The 15126-nt window shown below is 74.9% G+C and carries 13 protein-coding genes; 8 read left to right on the forward strand and 5 right to left on the reverse strand.

Annotation, left to right across the window (positions count from 1 at the left end; genetic code table 11):
* Nucleotides 1-74: 74 nt before the first annotated feature.
* From CYQ11_RS04420 to CYQ11_RS04440, 5 genes are all read left to right on the forward strand, one after another.
* Nucleotides 75-1487: an FAD-binding oxidoreductase gene (locus CYQ11_RS04420; protein WP_181143578.1), complete on the forward strand. Its 1413-nt coding sequence runs from the start codon at nt 75-77 to the stop codon at nt 1485-1487.
* On the forward strand, nt 1484-2908 hold the full coding sequence (locus tag CYQ11_RS04425) for a cytochrome P450 (protein WP_099197553.1): 1425 nt from the start codon (nt 1484-1486) through the stop codon (nt 2906-2908). The genes CYQ11_RS04420 and CYQ11_RS04425 overlap by 4 nt, the downstream gene beginning before the upstream one ends.
* Complete coding sequence (locus tag CYQ11_RS04430) at nt 2905-4278, forward strand: lipase family protein (protein ID WP_099197554.1); 1374 nt, start codon at nt 2905-2907, stop codon at nt 4276-4278. The genes CYQ11_RS04425 and CYQ11_RS04430 overlap by 4 nt, the downstream gene beginning before the upstream one ends.
* Nucleotides 4279-4342: 64 nt before the next feature.
* On the forward strand, nt 4343-6106 hold the full coding sequence (locus CYQ11_RS04435; protein WP_099197555.1) for a peroxidase family protein: 1764 nt from the start codon (nt 4343-4345) through the stop codon (nt 6104-6106).
* Complete coding sequence (locus CYQ11_RS04440) at nt 6088-6384, forward strand: hypothetical protein (protein WP_099197556.1); 297 nt, start codon at nt 6088-6090, stop codon at nt 6382-6384. Before CYQ11_RS04435 ends, CYQ11_RS04440 begins: the two co-directional genes overlap by 19 nt.
* 42 nt (nt 6385-6426) lie before the next feature.
* Here CYQ11_RS04440 and CYQ11_RS04445 read toward each other — a convergent pair whose 3' ends face one another.
* Nucleotides 6427-6765, reverse strand: coding sequence for a hypothetical protein (locus tag CYQ11_RS04445; RefSeq protein ID WP_099197557.1), 339 nt, complete (start codon nt 6763-6765; stop codon nt 6427-6429).
* A 235-nt stretch (nt 6766-7000) separates the two neighbouring features.
* Nucleotides 7001-7402 carry a hypothetical protein gene (locus CYQ11_RS04450; protein WP_099197558.1) on the reverse strand — a complete coding sequence of 134 codons (402 nt, stop codon included), beginning with the start codon at nt 7400-7402 and terminating at the stop codon, nt 7001-7003.
* 144 nt (nt 7403-7546) lie between these two features.
* Here CYQ11_RS04450 and CYQ11_RS04455 point away from each other — a divergent pair, with 144 nt between their 5' ends.
* Nucleotides 7547-9082, forward strand: a complete 1536-nt coding sequence (locus CYQ11_RS04455) for an ATP-dependent DNA ligase (RefSeq protein WP_099197559.1) — start codon at nt 7547-7549, stop codon at nt 9080-9082.
* A 31-nt stretch (nt 9083-9113) separates the two neighbouring features.
* Here the strand turns inward: CYQ11_RS04455 and CYQ11_RS04460 are convergent, their stop codons facing one another.
* Both CYQ11_RS04460 and CYQ11_RS04465 read right to left on the reverse strand, forming a co-directional pair.
* Entirely contained in the window at nt 9114-11108 is a 1995-nt protein-coding gene (locus CYQ11_RS04460; protein ID WP_099197560.1) for a glycoside hydrolase, read from the reverse strand.
* 128 nt (nt 11109-11236) lie between these two features.
* On the reverse strand, nt 11237-11653 hold the full coding sequence (locus tag CYQ11_RS04465) for an ankyrin repeat domain-containing protein (protein WP_099197561.1): 417 nt from the start codon (nt 11651-11653) through the stop codon (nt 11237-11239).
* Nucleotides 11654-11755: 102 nt separating this feature from the next.
* On the opposite strand from CYQ11_RS04465, the gene CYQ11_RS04470 reads away from it, so the two are divergent.
* Together CYQ11_RS04470 and CYQ11_RS04475 are read left to right on the forward strand one after the other, a co-directional pair.
* Nucleotides 11756-11950, forward strand: coding sequence for a hypothetical protein (locus CYQ11_RS04470; protein ID WP_099197562.1), 195 nt, complete (start codon nt 11756-11758; stop codon nt 11948-11950).
* A 39-nt stretch (nt 11951-11989) separates the two neighbouring features.
* Complete coding sequence (locus CYQ11_RS04475) at nt 11990-13591, forward strand: hypothetical protein (RefSeq protein WP_099197563.1); 1602 nt, start codon at nt 11990-11992, stop codon at nt 13589-13591.
* 5 nt (nt 13592-13596) lie between these two features.
* Here CYQ11_RS04475 and CYQ11_RS04480 read toward each other — a convergent pair whose 3' ends face one another.
* Complete coding sequence (locus CYQ11_RS04480; RefSeq protein WP_099197564.1) at nt 13597-15102, reverse strand: SCO1417 family PLP biosynthesis transcription factor; 1506 nt, start codon at nt 15100-15102, stop codon at nt 13597-13599.
* Nucleotides 15103-15126 lie beyond the last annotated feature (24 nt).

A 15126-nucleotide genomic window follows, 5' to 3' on the forward strand; every position in this document is an offset into this window, starting at 1 on the left:
GTCACCCGGCGGCATCCGCCTGCCCGCGACCACTCCTTGACGCCCTTTCCGGGCCCCACCGCATGGAGCTGCCCATGACCGTCTCCGTCGAGAACCCCCTGCTCACAGCCCTCGGCGAGGTCCTGCCCCCGCACGCCCTGCTGACCGACGAGGCCGAACTCGCCCGCCACAGCCGCGACGCGGCCCCCTTCGGCGCGGCGGGGAGACCCGCCGTGGTCGTGTGTCCCGAGACCGTCGAGGAGGTCCAGCACGTGGTGCGCACCGCCCGCGCCCGGGGCGTCGCCGTGGTGCCGCAGGGCGCCCGCACCGGTCTCGCGGGGGCCGCGAACGCCGTGACCGGGTGTGTGGTGCTGTCCATGACGCGGATGAACCGCATCCTGGAGATCGACACCGGCAACCGCCTGGTGCGCTGCGAGCCGGGCGTGGTGACCGCCGACCTCGCGGCGGCCGTCGCCGGGGAGGGGCTGTGCTACCCGCCGGATCCGGCGTCCTTCGAGACGTGCACGATCGGCGGGAACATCGCCACCGGCGCGGGCGGGCTGTGCTGTGTGAAGTACGGGGTGACCGCCGACTACGTCCTGGGGCTGACGGTGGTCCTGGCGGACGGCGAAGTGCTGCGCGTCGGCCGGAACACGGTCAAGGGCGTGGCCGGCTACGACCTCACCCGGCTGTTCGTGGGGTCGGAGGGCACCCTGGGCGTCATCGTCGAGGCGACCTTGGCGCTGGTTCCGCCGCGGCCGCCGGCCCTCGCGCTGCTGGCCCGGTTCGCGTCCACCGCCGACGCGGGCGAGGCCGTGGGGGCGATCATCCGGGAGGGCCACGTGCCGTCCGCGCTGGAGCTGCTGGACCGCGCGACGACGCGCGCGGTCGCGGCGCTGGGCCACCCCCTGCTGGGCGGCGACCGCACGGAGGCCGCGGCGACGCTCATCGTGGCCAGCGACGCCCCCGACGCACGGGAGCGGGTGCGCGCCATGACGGAGCTGTGCCGGGACGCCAAGGCGCTGTCCGTCACCGCGGCCGAGGACGAGGAGCAAACCGGGCAGGTGCTGCGGGCCCGGCGGATGGTGATGCCCGCGCTGGCCGCGCACGCGGGGGCCGGCGACCGCGAGGTGACGGCGTTCATCGAGGACGTGGCCGTGCCGCGTGCCCGGCTCGCCGTGCTCATCGAACAGATCGAGCAGATCGCCCAGGAGCACGACCTGTTCATCGCCACCGTCGGCCACGCCGGTGACGGCAACCTCCATCCGACCGTGGTCTTCGACCCCGCCGACCCGTCGGCGGTGCGGCGGGCGAAGGACGCGTACGACGCCATCATGGCCGCGGCGCTCGAACTGGGCGGCACGATCACCGGCGAGCACGGCGTGGGCACCCTCAAGCGGGACTGGCTCGCCCGGGAGCTCTCCCCCCGCAGCCTGCGCCTGCACCGGGACGTCAAACGCCTGCTCGACCCCGAGGGGCTGCTCAACCCCGGGAAGGTGCTGGCATGACCTGGACCAGCCAGACCTTCGGCGGCGAGGCGCGGACGGACGCGGCCATCCGGACCGCCCTGCCCACCGCCTCCCGGAGCGAGAACCTCCGGCTGACGCTCCTCTACTTCCTGCCCAACTACCTCAAGGGCGTCTTCCGGGCCCGGCCCCGCGTGGGCCGGCTGGTGGCCCGGCTGGACCCCGGCCGGCACGGCGCGGAGACGATGCGGCGGCTGCGCCGCCGGCACGGGCGCGGACCGGTCGTGGTGCGCGGCACGTCCGGGCCCACGCTGCTGGTGCTCGACGCCGAGGACGCCCGGCAGGTGCTGTCCGGGCCCGTCGAGGTGTACGCGGTCGACACGTGGGAGAAGGTGAGCGGCTTCGCCGCGGTGCAGCCCGAGGCGCTGGTCGCCTCGCACGGCCGGCAGCGCACGGCGCGCCGTGCGTTCAACGACGCCGTGCTGGACGCCGGCCTGCCCGTGCACCGGCTCGCGGGGCACTTCCTGCGGGTCGTGGGCGAGGAGTCCAGGGCGCTGCTGGGCCCGGAGGCGGAGGCGGGGCTGACCGCCGGGCAGATCCGTGAGCGCGTCGAACGCGTGGGGCGGCGCTGCTTCCTGGGCGAGGCGGCGGCCGACGACGAGGAGTTCTCCCGTCTGCTGGGGGAACTGCTGGCGGAGGCCAACTGGATGGGCGCCCGGCGCTGGAGGGCGGCCCGGACCCGCCGGCTGCGCCGGCGGATGATGCAGCGCCAGGCCCGGTACCTGTGCGACGCCGACCCGCGCAGCCTGACCGGCCTGTTCCGGACGGCGCCCCGCGGCCCGGAGACCGCGCCCGAGGGGCAGGTGGCCCACTGGTTCATGGCGCTGGGCGTGGTGCACGCCGCCGTGGTGCAGACCCTCTCCCTGCTCGCCACCCACCCGCGCCACCACGCGCGGGCCGTCCGCGAGGTCAGGGAGGCGGACCGGCGCCACGGCGCCCACACGGTGGCCGGGTTCGAGGCCATGGACTACGTACGCGCCTGCGTCCAGGACGCGGTGCGGCTGTGGCCGCCGGTACCCAGCCTGATGCGGCGCACGACGGCGGAGACCCGGTGGCGGACGGCCGTGGCGCCGGGCGGGGTGAACGTCCTGGTGCCGGCCGCGTTCCACGCCCGCGACGAGGAGCGCATCGACTACGCGCACCGGTTCGCTCCCCAGAAGTGGCTGGACGGCACGGCCGGGGAGGACTGGGCCGTCAGCCCGTTCAGCCGGGGCGAGGCGCGGTGCAGCGGCACGGAGCTGGGGATCCTGCTGGCCACCGGCTTCGTCGCCGAGTTCCTGCGGGGCGGCGAACTGGCGGTGGCCGGCGTGCGGCTCGACCCCGGCCGGCCGCTGCCGCACGGCTTCGACGCCACGCGGCTGCGGATCGGCTACCGCCCCTGCCCGGCGCCGGAGGAGCGGTGACGACCGACAGCGGCACCCGCGCCGGAGCCGGCACGGACGCGGCCGCCCTGGCCGCCGTGGCCCGGACGCTGGGCGAGGTGGCGGGCGCGATCCGCGAGGCGGGCCGGGTGGTGACGGCCGTGTCCTGCGACCCGGCGCTGGCGGCCTCGCTGGGCCGCTCCCCCCGCAGCGGCCTGCGGGCGCTGCGGGCCCTGGGCGGGGCGCTGACCGCCCCCTCCGGGCTGGGCTACGCGCCGGACGGCGGACGGCTGGGCCGGGCGGCCCGGCTGGGCGGGTTGCTGACGGGCCGGGCGAACCTGGCGGTGGACGTGGCGGTGACCTCGCTCAAGCTGCGGATCCGGCTGTGTTCGGCGCGGCATCCGGAGTTCGCCGAGGACGGCTTGGTGCGGCGGCTGCTGGAGGCCGTCGAGGCGGACCGGCAGACGCTCGCGCTGCGGATCTTCCGCGACGGCGTCCGCGCGCAGGGCGCCGACCGGGTGCTGTCCCGGCTGGCGCCGTCGCTGACCGAGGTCATGGCGTGGAACGCGCTGGTGGACGAGAACCCGTTCAACGACGCGGCGGCCTGGCACATCGTCACCGGCACCCGCCCGGACGGCGATCCGCTGCTGGGCCTGTCGATCGGGGCGTGGGCCCGCTGGGACCGCGGCCCCGGTAGGGCCGTCGTCCAGCCCCCGGACGCCGGCTTCCTGGACCGGCTCGATCCCGGCGGCGGCATCGGCGCCCATCTGCGGAACCTGGCGGTCCTGGGCAACGACGGCCGGATGCTGGTCCAGCGGGTGACCGGCCCGGACGACGTCACGCGGTACGTGGTGCTGCTGCCCGGCATGGCCTTCGGGCGGCCCCGCAACCCCACTCCGCAGGACCTGGTCGGCGCGGTGACCGCCGTGGGCCGCAACGACTCGCCGTACACCCGCTCGGTCCGCAAGGCCCTGGTGCGGACGGTGCCGGAGGGGGCGTCGGTGGCGCTGGTCGGCCACAGCCTGGGCGGCATCGCGGCCATGAACCTCACCGAGATCCCGCAGGTCAACCAGCGGTGGCGGCTCACCCACGTGGTCGCCGTCGGCTCGCCGGTCGACTTCAAACGCCCGTACGACCCGAAGACGCGGGTGGTCAGCCTCGTCAACGAGCACGACGTGGTGCCCAACCTGGAGGGCCGCAGCCCGGTCTCCGTCTTCCCCGTGCCCGCCGACTGGCTGGAGATCACCTGGGCCGACCCCTCGCACGACTTCCCCCGGTGTCACGGCGCCGAGGCGTACGCGCAGGGCCTCGACGAGGTGGTGCCCCACGCCCGCGACCAGGTGGACGCCCTGCTGGCCCCCTACCGCGGCCGGGTGGAGGAGACCGTCGTCCTCCGCCTCCACGACCGGTGAGCGCGGAAGCCGTCGCCCCCCTCCCACCACCACCGAACCGACCGTTCCCCCTCTCTGGAGCGAGATGACCCCGGCACCCCGGCCCCGCCGCGAGTGGCACGACCTGCCCTTCCCCCTGGCGCTGTGGGAGATCAGACGGCAGCGGGAGCTGCTGCGCGCCCACAACCTGCACGACACCCACGGCGCCGGAGGCGAGCGCCCCCGCCGGCCGAGCCCCGAGCTGCTGCCCCACCGCAGCTACGACGGCTCGGGCTACGACCCCGACGACCTCGACATGGGCCGCGCGGGCACCCGCTTCGACCGCAACTGCGCGCTGCCGCAGACCTTTCCCGAGGCGGAGCGCGACGGCCTGCTGGCGCCCGCCCCGCGCGAGGTCAGCAGGCGCCTGCTGAGCCGGGACGCCGGGTTCCGGCCGGCTCGCACCCTCAACCTGCTGGCCGCGGCCTGGATCCAGTTCCAGAACCACGGCTGGTTCAGCCACGGCGACAACGAGGTCGACCGGCCGCTGGAGGTCCCCCTCGCCCCGGACGACGACTGGCCGCAGTGCCCCATGCTCGTACGCCGCACCCGCCCCGACCCCCTCGCGCACACCGGCACCGGCCGGCCGCCGACGTACGAGAACACGGTCACCCACTGGTGGGACGGCTCGCAGGTCTACGGGTCGACCGAGGAGCGGTGCCGGGCGCTGCGCACGGGTGAGGGCGGCAAGCTGGCCGTCGTGGACGGCCGGCTGCCGGACGAGAGGCGCGCGGGGCTCTCCGGCATCGACGCCACGGGCTTCAACGACAACTACTGGGTGGGCCTGTCGCTGCTGCACACACTCTTCGCCAAGGAGCACAACGCGATCTGCGACCGCATCGCCTCCTGCCACCCGACCTGGGACGACGAGCGGCTCTTCCACACCGCGCGGCTGGTGAACGCGGCCGTCATGGCGAAGATCCACACCGTGGAGTGGACGCCGGCCGTCATCGACCAGCCGGTCACCCGGGCGGCGATGCACGTCAACTGGTACGGGGTGCTGCCGGCCCGGCTGCGCCGCCGGATGCGGCGCTTCGGCCGCGGCGAGGCGCTCTTCGGCATCCCCGGCTCCCCCACCCGGCACCACGCCGCCCCGTACTCGATGACGGAGGAGTTCGTCACCTCCTACCGGCTGCACCCGCTGATCCGCGACGAGTACGAGATCCGCTCGCACCGCACGGGCGCCCTCATCGAGCGTACGGGCTTCGAGCCGCTACAGGCGCTGGCCACCCGCAAGGCGGTGGACCACTGGGGCTTCGCCGACCTGTTCTACTCCTTCGGCTCCATGCACCCCGGTGCCATCACCCTGCACAACCATCCCGACTGCCTACGGGATCTGGCCCGGGTGTCCGGGGAGCGCGTCGACCTGGGCACCGTGGACGTCCTGCGCGACCGCGAGCGCGGCGTCCCCCGCTACACCGCCTTCCGCGCCGCGCTGCACCGGCCGCCGGTGCGGACCTTCGAGGAACTGACCGGCGGGGACGTCCGGCTGGCCGCGGAGCTGCGCGAGGTCTACGACGGGCGGCTGGAGCGGGTGGACACGATGGTCGGCATGTACGCGGAGCCCAAGCCGCGCGGCTTCGCCTTCAGCGACACGGCGTTCCGGGTGTTCGTCCTGATGGCGTCCCGGCGGCTGAAGAGCGACCGCTTCTTCACCAGCGACTACCGGCCGGAGGTCTACACGCCGGAGGGCCTGGAGTGGATCGACCGCACGAGCATGCGCGACGTCCTGCTGCGTCACCACCCGGAGCTGGCGCCCGCCCTGGAGGGCGTGCGCAACCCCTTCGCGCCGTGGGCGGGGCCGCGGTGACGGCCCCGGCCCGCGCGTCCTGGTCAAAGGCGGTGCGGGCCCAGGCCCTGCGGCTGCGGGAACAGGCGGGGCGGTTGCGTGAGGCCGCCGCGGCGGTGACGCTGCCCGGCGCGGAGGGCGCGGCGGTGCGCCGGCGGATCACGGGCCAGGCGGACCGCGCGGAGACGGCGGCGGCGGCGCTGGAGCACGCGGCGGACGACCTGCTCGCCCACGAGGCGGTGCTGGCCGCCCTCGCGCGCAGGCGGCGGGAGGGCGGCGCGGCCCGGAACATCGGCTGAGGGCGGGCCGGGGGAGCACCCCGCTCCCCCGGCCCGCCGCCGTCACCGGCAGACGAGCCGCCCCTCGGCCGTCGCGTACCACCGGTCGCCGCGCAGCTCCGCCAGGCCGTGGCCGGCGAGGCCGGTGACGTGCTTGACGATCGTGCGCGCCTGATAGCCGACGGTGGCGCACAGGTCGTCCACGGACGCCCCGCCGTCACCGGCCTCGCGCAGCCCGTCCCAGGTCCGCGCCTCGTGCCGGCCGAGGTCGGGCACCTGGCGCGGCTCGGACCGCGCCTCCGGCCTGCTCTCGGGGCGCGGGGTGCGCGGGCGGGAGGACCCCACCGGGCGTGGGGTGCGGTTGACCCTGCGGTGTCGGCGGCCCTTCTGGCGCTTGCTCATGGCTGAACCACTGCTCCGTCCTGCGTCGTCGTCCTGCGGTGCCGGTGCGTCAAACTCGGCACCGCACCACCCGGTTACGACAATTCCACTAGGTGTGCCCGACATCACGCACCGTGACGCGCGGATGTTCATAGGAGCATTCATACGAGATGCGTACGGAACAGCTGGTCCCACCACGGGAAGGGGCCCCGGTCCGGCCGTCGCGGCCTGGACCGGGGCCCTTCCCGTGGGGTCGTCAGAGGGAGAACGCCCCGAGGGAGGCGGACGTCACCGGCGAGGCGGGCTTGAACGCGTAGTCGAACGTCTTCTTCGCCTGGTGATCGCTGCTGAAGTGCGGGCAGACGATGGGCCCGATCATCCCGTCGTCCGGACCCATGTGGAGGTACCAGCCGGCGCAGCGGCCGTCCGGCGCGCCCCAGCCGCTGCCGGGCAGCAGGTCCTCGACGTAGCCGGTGACGCGGGTGGTGCCGTCGCTCTGCGGGCACAGCGATATCTCGCCACGCCCGAAGGACCGCTGGTCGGCGGCGGTGACGCAGGCGGAGGCGGCGGAGGGCGCGGCCTGGGAGGCGGGCGCGGCGAGCAGCGTCAGCGCCCCGGCGGCCGCGGCGGCGGCCGCGGTACGGGCAAGGGACTTCATGGGTTTTCCTTCCCCCTGAGGAAACGGTACGAGCACGCGCAGACAACCACGCGCGCATCAGCGACACCAGCAGGTGTTCAGCCGTTCGCATCCGGCACAGGTGAAATCCCGCCGGTCGGGCCGGGCCCGTAGCACCATGAGGGCATGCTGCTGGCCGAGATCGCACAGGTGTCGGGGCGCATCGCGGCCACGAGCGCCCGGTCGGAGAAGGTGGCCCTGCTGGCCGGGCTGTTCCGGGACGCCGAGCCGGACGAGGCGCCGGTCGTCATCCCGTACCTGGCGGGCCGGCTGCCGCAGCGCAGGATCGGCGTGGGCTGGAGCACCCTGCGGCACGCCCCCGCTCCGGCCGGCCGGGCCACCCTGACCGTGGGGGAGGTCGACCGGGCGCTCAGCGCGATCGCCGCCGTGACGGGTCCGGGGGCGCAGGGCGAACGCAAGCGGCTCGTCGGCGCGTTGCTGGCGGCGGCCACGGCCGAGGAGCAGCACTTCCTCCTCCGGCTGATCGGGGGCGAGCTGCGGCAGGGCGCCCTGGACGCGCTGGCCGTGGAGGGGCTGGCGGCCGCGGTGGGTGCGCCGCCGCAGGAGGTGCGGCGGGCGGTGATGCTCGGCGGCTCGCTCGGCGCGGTGGCCCGGGCGCTGCTGGCCGCGGGCCCGGCGGCGCTGGCGGGGTTCCGGCTGGAGGTGGGGCGGCCGGTGCTGCCGATGCTGGCGCACAGCGCCAAGGACGTCGACGAGGCGCTGGACCGGCTGGGCCCGTGCGCGGTGGAGGAGAAGCTGGACGGCATCCGGGTGCAGGTGCACCGGGACGGCGGCACGGTGCGGGTCTACACCCGCACCCTCGACGAGATCACCGAGCGGCTGCCGGAGCTGACGGCCGCGGCCCTGGACCTGCCGGTCTCCTCGGTGGTGCTGGACGGCGAGGTCATCGCCCTGGACCCGCAGGGCCGCCCCCGGCCGTTCCAGGAGACCGCCGGCCGGGTCGGGTCCCGGCTGGACGTGGCGGCGGCGGGCACCGCGCTGCCGCTCTCGCCGGTCTTCTTCGACGTGCTGGCCGTGGACGGCCGCGAGCTGCTGGAGCTGCCGGCCGCCGAGCGGCACGCGGTGCTGGCCCGGGTGGTGCCGGGGCCGCTGCGCGTACGGCGGCTGGTCGTCGCGGACCCGGCGGAGCAGCGGGACCGGGCGGCGGCGCGGGAGTTCTCGGCGGAGGTGCTGCGGCGCGGGCACGAGGGCGTGGTGGTCAAGGCGCTGGACGCCCCCTACAGCGCGGGCCGGCGGGGCGCCTCGTGGCTGAAGGTCAAGCCCGTGCACACGCTGGACCTGGTGGTGCTGGCGGCCGAGTGGGGGCACGGGCGGCGGCGGGGGAAGCTGTCGAACCTGCACCTGGGGGCGCGCCGGCCGGACGGCTCGTTCGCGATGCTCGGCAAGACGTTCAAGGGCATGACCGACGCGATGCTGACCTGGCAGACGGAGCGGCTGCTGGGCCTGGCGCTGAACGACGACGGCTTCGTGGTGACGGTGCGGCCCGAGCTGGTGGTGGAGGTCGCGTTCGACGGTCTCCAGCGGTCCACCCGGTACCCGGCGGGGGTGACGCTGCGGTTCGCGCGGGTGCTCGGGTACCGGGAGGACAAGCGGGCCGAGGAGGCCGACACGGTGGAGACGGTGCTGGGTTTCCTCCCCTGACCCGCCCCGGGGACGACGCGGCGGGCGGCCCCTACCGGTTGACGTCCGCCGGGCAGAGGCGGCGCGCCTCCTTGTCGCCCTTCAGCCTCGCGTCGACACAACCGCCCGGCAGTCCGTCGTACGTCTTCGGGCCGAAGTTCGCGGTCACGGTGAGCGTGCCGTCGCCGAAGGACGTGCGCTGGACCGTGCGGTCCGGCGTGAGGGTGCGGAAGCCGGTCATCGGCTCGGTGCCCGCCGCCTGGTGCAGGGGGGCGAAGTACTTCTGGAGAGCGGCCAGTTCGCCGCCCTGCTTGTCGAGGGAGTCGCCGCTGATGACGAAGTTGAGGGGGGTGTTGTAGAGCATCGCCAGCAGCGCCCGGTCGGTCTTCTGGCGCGGCAGCTTGTCGTACGACAGCTCCCAGCGCTCGACGTTGACGAGGGAGTCGTGGAGGGCCGTCTCGAACAGCGGGACGCGGTACGTGGGGTCGTACATGGCCTTGGCGACGTCCGCCGGCAGTTCGGCGGGCTTGAAGAAGGTGTCGGGAGCCTTCTCGGGGGCGTAGCCGCCCCACTTCTGCTTGTCCCGCTCGGCCTTCCACAGGCCGTCGTGCACGGGGGTGCCCGAGCCGTGGTCGTAGGAGAGGACCTGGTTGGACCAGGCGCCGGCGGCCTCGGAGCCGAGGGCCAGCTTGTCGCCGTCGGCCAGGCGCTTCATGCGGGCGAGGCGGTTCGCACGGTCCTGGGCCTTGGTCTGGGGGTGGGACGGGCTGTGGTCGCGCCACAGCTCACCGGCCGCGTCGACGTCGAGGAAGTAGCTGTCGGCGCCGTTGGCGGTCATCTGCCGGGTGCGGTCGGCGAGGTAGTGGCGGGTGGGCTCGGCCTTCTCGAACGCCTCGGTGCTCAGGTAGCAGCCGCGGTCGTGGAAGCCGGGCTCGGGGGTCTTGTCGGCCCGCTGGACGCAGAAGTCGGGGTAGACCTTGTCCGGCCAGGTGGAGGTGGGGGTGTCGGAGGTGGCGGGGTCCTGGCCGTTGGCGAAGGAGTCGTAGGGACCGACGAGGTAGCCGGCCTCCTTGGCGGCGCTGACGGCGGCGGCGTTCATGGGGTTGGGGCCGGAGTCGTAGCCGATCCACATCCTGTCGACGCCGAGCGCCCGCAGCTTCCGTATGCCTTCGGGCGTACGGGCCTTGCCCCACACGTAGGCGTGGAAGGCGCCGAGCAGCTTCTTGTTGGCGGGGACGGCCTCGATCTTGCGCTTGAGGCTGCCGAGTTGGCCGTGCTCCTTCATCCAGGCGCGGTAGTCGACGGCGGGGGCGACCGGGGAGCCGTCGGTGAGGCTGAAGGCGACGGTGTAGTCGGTGGTGCCGTCACCGCGGGAGAACGTGTGGGCGGCGGTGGTGCGCAGCCTGCCCTTCTCGGAGGCGATGTCCAGCGTGGTGCCGATGTCGGTGGGCACGAGGTAGCTGACGCCGGTGCGGCCGGTGGTGTAGCCCCACAGGGGCAGGGTGAGCCCGGAGTCCATGCCGGTCGAGCTGCCGGCCAGGCCGGCCTCGGGCGAGTTCCAGAAGGTGTCGCCGACGGGGATGGACAGGCCCTCCCCGCGCGGCAGCTGGAGGGCGGAGGCGGCCGGATCGCCGCCCGTGACGGGCCACTTCAGGGTGTGGTCGGCGCTGCCGGTGGACCGGACGGAGACCAGCAGGCGGCCCTTCTCGGCGCGGGCGGTGACGGTCAGTCCGGTGTTCCCGTACGTCCAGCGGGCGCCGTCGGCCGTGGTGGTCACGCGGCCGGGGGTGCCGGGGGCACCGGCGGCGGGCGCGGACAGCTCGACGCTGCCGGAGGCCGTACGGGCCGTGACGCGCAGGGTGGTGGTGTCGATCGTGGCGGTGCCGCCGGCCACGGGGACGTCCACGAGGTGGTCGTGGACGCGGACCGCCTGGGCCGGCGGGGAGGTGGCGTCGGCCGCGCCGGTGACGAGCGTGACGCAGGGGAGGGTCACCGCGAGGGCGACCGCGGCGGCACGAGCGGTGCGGCTGGAGTTGGTGAAGTGCATGAGGAGTTGATAACGAACCGCTTTAAGAGGCTTCTAAGGAACGTGCCGCGGCGGCCGCCGTGCCAAGGGCGCTGAGAGGATATGTCAACCGGCTCGTGACGGGTGTCAGCGCCCCCGGCCCGCTCGGGTCAGCCGCCCTGGAGCAGGTCCAGCAGGTCCTGGCGGGCGAACATGGCCGCGGTGTCGAGCGCCGAGGGCACTCCCGCGGCCGGGTCGGCGCCGTGCTCGACCAGGACGCGCACGACCTCGCTCTCGCCCTTGAAGACGGCACCCGCGAGCGGGGTCTGGCCCCGGTCGTTGGGCCGATTGGGATCGGCACCGCGCTCGAGCAGCGCGAGGACCGCCCGGTCGTGGCCGTGGTAGGCGGCGAGCATGACGAGCGAGTCGCCCTTGTCGTTGGTGAGATTGGCCGGAACGCCCGCGTCCACATAAGCGGCGAGGGTGTCGGTGTCCCCGTGTCGCGCCAGGTCGAAGACCTTGGCCGCGAGCTGGAGCACCTCGGGGTCGTGTGCGGGCTCGTCGGTCTCGGGAGTCTGCTCGGGCATGGTCTGCGGTCCTCCGTACGGGTTGTTCCCAGTTGCCGGATCAATACTTTCTGTGAAGCTGGAGGTGCTCGTGGTGACCGCCCCCAGTTCCAGGAGATTCCCATGATCCTCTCCATTTCGGGCGTCGTACTGCTCGGTGTCGTCGTGTTCCTGTTCTTCCGCAAGGACGGCCTGAAGCCCTCACACGGACTGGTGTGCGCCCTCTTCGGCTTCTACCTCTCCAGCACTGCCGTGGCCCCCAGCATCCGGGCGGGCGGCGCCAGCCTCGCCAGCCTGCTGGGCGGCATCAGGTTCTAGCCGCCTGGCCCACCGCCGCACCGACGTGAGGAGGCCGACGTGGGCAGGCGAGGTCTCCCCCGTCCCCTGACCGACAGCACCCAGCTCCCCCACAGCCGGGATCTCGCGCACGCGGTCGCCGACAACGCCAGGGACATGTTCCACCCGCTGATCATCATCGCCCGCGGGATGCGCGCCCTGGCCGCCTCCGCGCGGCGCTCCTGGGAGCGGATGCCCAAGGACCGGCGCGGCCCCACGGTGCTGCTGGTCGTCTCGTGCCTGGTCATCGTGGCCCTCATCCCCTACGGACCGACGCTGGCCACGGTGTCGCTGGTGATCGCGGGCGTCTGGGCGGGGCGCGAGCGCGGCGGCCGGCCGGCCCGCGCCGGGCACGTGGTGGAGCGGATCGACGGCGACGAGCAGGGCGCCCGGCTCCAGGGGCTGTACGAGGCCCTCGTGCCGTACTTCTCCGCCCCCCAGGACCCCCGGCCCCTGTACGGGCACGGCGGCAGCTGGCGGCACGCCTTCGAGGACCACGAGTTCGACGACCTCGGGCAGCTGACCGGACTCCGGCTGCGCTACCCGGGCTACTTCACCGACGGCGAGGCGGAATCGCGGGCCAGGATCGAGCAGTTGCTGCACCTGAAGGCCGGGCGGGGCCGCGAGTACCGGTTCGACTGGGACGAGGCCACCAACCACCTGACCCTGACCGCGCTGCCGGAGCTGTCGACCGGCATCTGGGCCCAGCCGTTCGTGACCGCGCCCGGCGAGACCGTGCTCGGCTTCACCGACGCGACGGCCGTCCAGCGCACCCTTCCGGTGCTGGACGGCGACGTGCCCAGGGACGCGCCCCCGGTGGTCTGGCGCACGGGCCAGCGCTCCACCGAACCGCATCTGCTGGTCCTGGGCCGGCCCGCCGCCGGCACCACGACCCTGCTGCGCTCGCTCACGCTCCAGGCGCTGCTCCACGGCGACGTGGTGGTCGTGGACGGCGGCAGCACCGGGGAGTTCGCCTGCCTCGTGGGCCGGGAGGGGGTGCTGACGGTCGAGTCCTCGTTCTCGGGTGCGCTGGCCACCTTGGAGTGGGCCTGCCACGAGACCGAACGGCGGCTCATGACCGCCAACTACGCCCGGCGGCAGGGACGTCCTGCGCCCGACGACATCCGGCGCCCCCTGTGGATCGTCGTCGACCGGCCCGCCGCGCTGAGCCACCTCGCCGCCGGCCAGGGCCGGCCCGATCCGCAGGAGCTGCTCCAGGTGCCGCTTCGGCACGGCCGGATGGCCAACGTGACCGTCGTCGTGGGCGAGCAGCTCGACAGTGCCGGGCTGCTCGCACCGCACCTGCCGGGGCAGACCGAGGCGCGGGTGGTGCTGGGGGCCGTCTCCCCCGAGCAGGTGGCGGCCGTGCTGGGCGCGCCGCCGTGCACCACGCCCACCGACCGTGTGCCGCCCGGCCGGGGCTACGCGCGCCTGGGCGCGGGCCCGGTGCTCAGGCTCCAGGTGCCGGCCACCCCGGACCCCCACGACGAGGCGACGAGCGAGGCGCAGCGCCGGGCGGTGCTGCGCCTGCTGCCGGACTGGGCCGGCGCGGCGCCCGCGCCCGCCTGGCCCGCGACGCGGGGCGAGGGGGACGGGCCGATTCCGTTCCAGCCCACGGAGTAGTGCCCTCAGGCCACGTAGGTCCGGGGCGTCTCCAGGGCGGCGGTGGCGCCGCTGGCCACGAGGCGGGCGGCCTCGGCGAGGCGGGCGGCGGCCTCCTCGGCCACCGCCTCCCCGACCGTGAACGGCAGGCGCACGTACCCCTCGAAGGCCCCGTCGACCCCGAAGCGCGGCCCCGAGGGCACCCGTACGCCCAGCCGCTCCCCCGCCTCCGCGATGCGCGAACCGGACAGCCCGCCGGTGCGCACCCACAGGGTCAGGCCCCCGTGCGGAACGGTGAACTCCCAGTCGGGCAGGTGCCGTCCGAGCGAGGCGAGGAGGGCGTCGCGGTTGGCGCGCGTGGTGGCGCGCCGGATGGCGATGGACTCGTCCCAGCCGTCGGTGGTCAGCAGCCACGTCACGGCGAGCTGGTCGAAGACGGGCGTGGCGAGGTCGGCGTAGGCGCGGGCGGCGATCAGGCCGCGGATCACGTCGGGGGCCGCGCGGACCCAGCCGATGCGCAGGCCCGCCCAGAAGGACTTGCTGGCCGAGCCGACGGTGATGACCGCGCTGCCGGCGGGGTCGAAGGCGCAGACGGGACGCGGCATGTCGACGTCCGGGTCGAGCAGCAGGTCGGACATGGTCTCGTCGGCGACCAGCAGGGTGCCGGCGGCCCGGGCCGCCTCGACCAGCTCCCGGCGCTGCTCCTCGGGGGCGAGGGCGCCGGTGGGGTTGTGGAAGTCGGCGATGACGTAGGCCATCCGCGGGGCGGCGTCGCGCAGGACCTGGCGCCAGGCGGGCAGGTCCCAGCCGGCGAGCCCGTCGGCCATGGCCACGGGCACCAGCCGGGCGCCCGCCTCGCGCATCAGCTGCAGCACGTTGGCGTACGAGGGCGACTCGACGGCGACCCGCTCGCCGCGCCCGGCCATCATCCGGCAGATGGCGGCGACGGCCCCCATGGCCCCGGTGGTGACCATGATCTGCTCGGGCATGGTGGGGATGCCGCGGGCGGTGTAGCGGTCGGCGATGGCCTGGCGCAGGACGGGCAGGCCCGCGGGGTAGTCGCCGTGGGTGTGGGCGTAGGGCGGCAGCTCCTCGAGCGCGCCCTGGAAGGCGCGGCTGAGCCAGGGCTCGGGGGCGGTCAGGGCGGCGCAGCCCAGGTCGATCACCGAGGCCGCGGCCTCCGGCGGCAGCGGGTCGAGGCCCCGGCTGGGCAGGGGGCTCCCGGCGGGCACCGCGGTCCAGCTCCCGGAGCCGCGCCGGGACTCCAGGAAGCCCTCGCCGCGCAGCGCCTCGTAGGCGGCGGCCACGGTGGTGCGGCTGACGGCCAGGGCGGCGGCCAGCTCCCGTTCGGCGGGCAGCCGGGCCGCGACCGGCACCCGGCCCTCGAGGACGAGCAGCCGGATGCCGTCCGCGAGGCTGCGGTAGGCGGGCGCCCGCCGGGCGCCGAGCGAGGTGACCGTGTCGCGGGCGTGCTGTGATCCGAGGAGGCGCGCCAGCTGTGGCGCCCCCACGGAAGAGGTCCACTGAGTCATCGCTTGCAGTCCACCTTCCCGGAA

This window comes from Streptomyces cinnamoneus, from assembly GCF_002939475.1.
Lineage (GTDB): Bacteria > Actinomycetota > Actinomycetes > Streptomycetales > Streptomycetaceae > Streptomyces > Streptomyces cinnamoneus_A.

Coding starts and splice junctions, on each gene's coding strand:
- CYQ11_RS04420 (WP_181143578.1), top strand. CDS start 75: ATGACCGTCTCCGTCGAGAACCCCCTGCTCACAGCCCTCGGCGAGGTC.
- CYQ11_RS04425 (WP_099197553.1), top strand. CDS start 1,484: ATGACCTGGACCAGCCAGACCTTCGGCGGCGAGGCGCGGACGGACGCG.
- CYQ11_RS04435 (WP_099197555.1), top strand. CDS start 4,343: ATGACCCCGGCACCCCGGCCCCGCCGCGAGTGGCACGACCTGCCCTTC.
- CYQ11_RS04445 (WP_099197557.1), bottom strand. CDS start 6,765: ATGAGCAAGCGCCAGAAGGGCCGCCGACACCGCAGGGTCAACCGCACC.
- CYQ11_RS04450 (WP_099197558.1), bottom strand. CDS start 7,402: ATGAAGTCCCTTGCCCGTACCGCGGCCGCCGCCGCGGCCGCCGGGGCG.
- CYQ11_RS04455 (WP_099197559.1), top strand. CDS start 7,547: ATGCTGCTGGCCGAGATCGCACAGGTGTCGGGGCGCATCGCGGCCACG.
- CYQ11_RS04460 (WP_099197560.1), bottom strand. CDS start 11,108: ATGCACTTCACCAACTCCAGCCGCACCGCTCGTGCCGCCGCGGTCGCC.
- CYQ11_RS04465 (WP_099197561.1), bottom strand. CDS start 11,653: ATGCCCGAGCAGACTCCCGAGACCGACGAGCCCGCACACGACCCCGAG.
- CYQ11_RS04470 (WP_099197562.1), top strand. CDS start 11,756: ATGATCCTCTCCATTTCGGGCGTCGTACTGCTCGGTGTCGTCGTGTTC.
- CYQ11_RS04480 (WP_099197564.1), bottom strand. CDS start 15,102: ATGACTCAGTGGACCTCTTCCGTGGGGGCGCCACAGCTGGCGCGCCTC.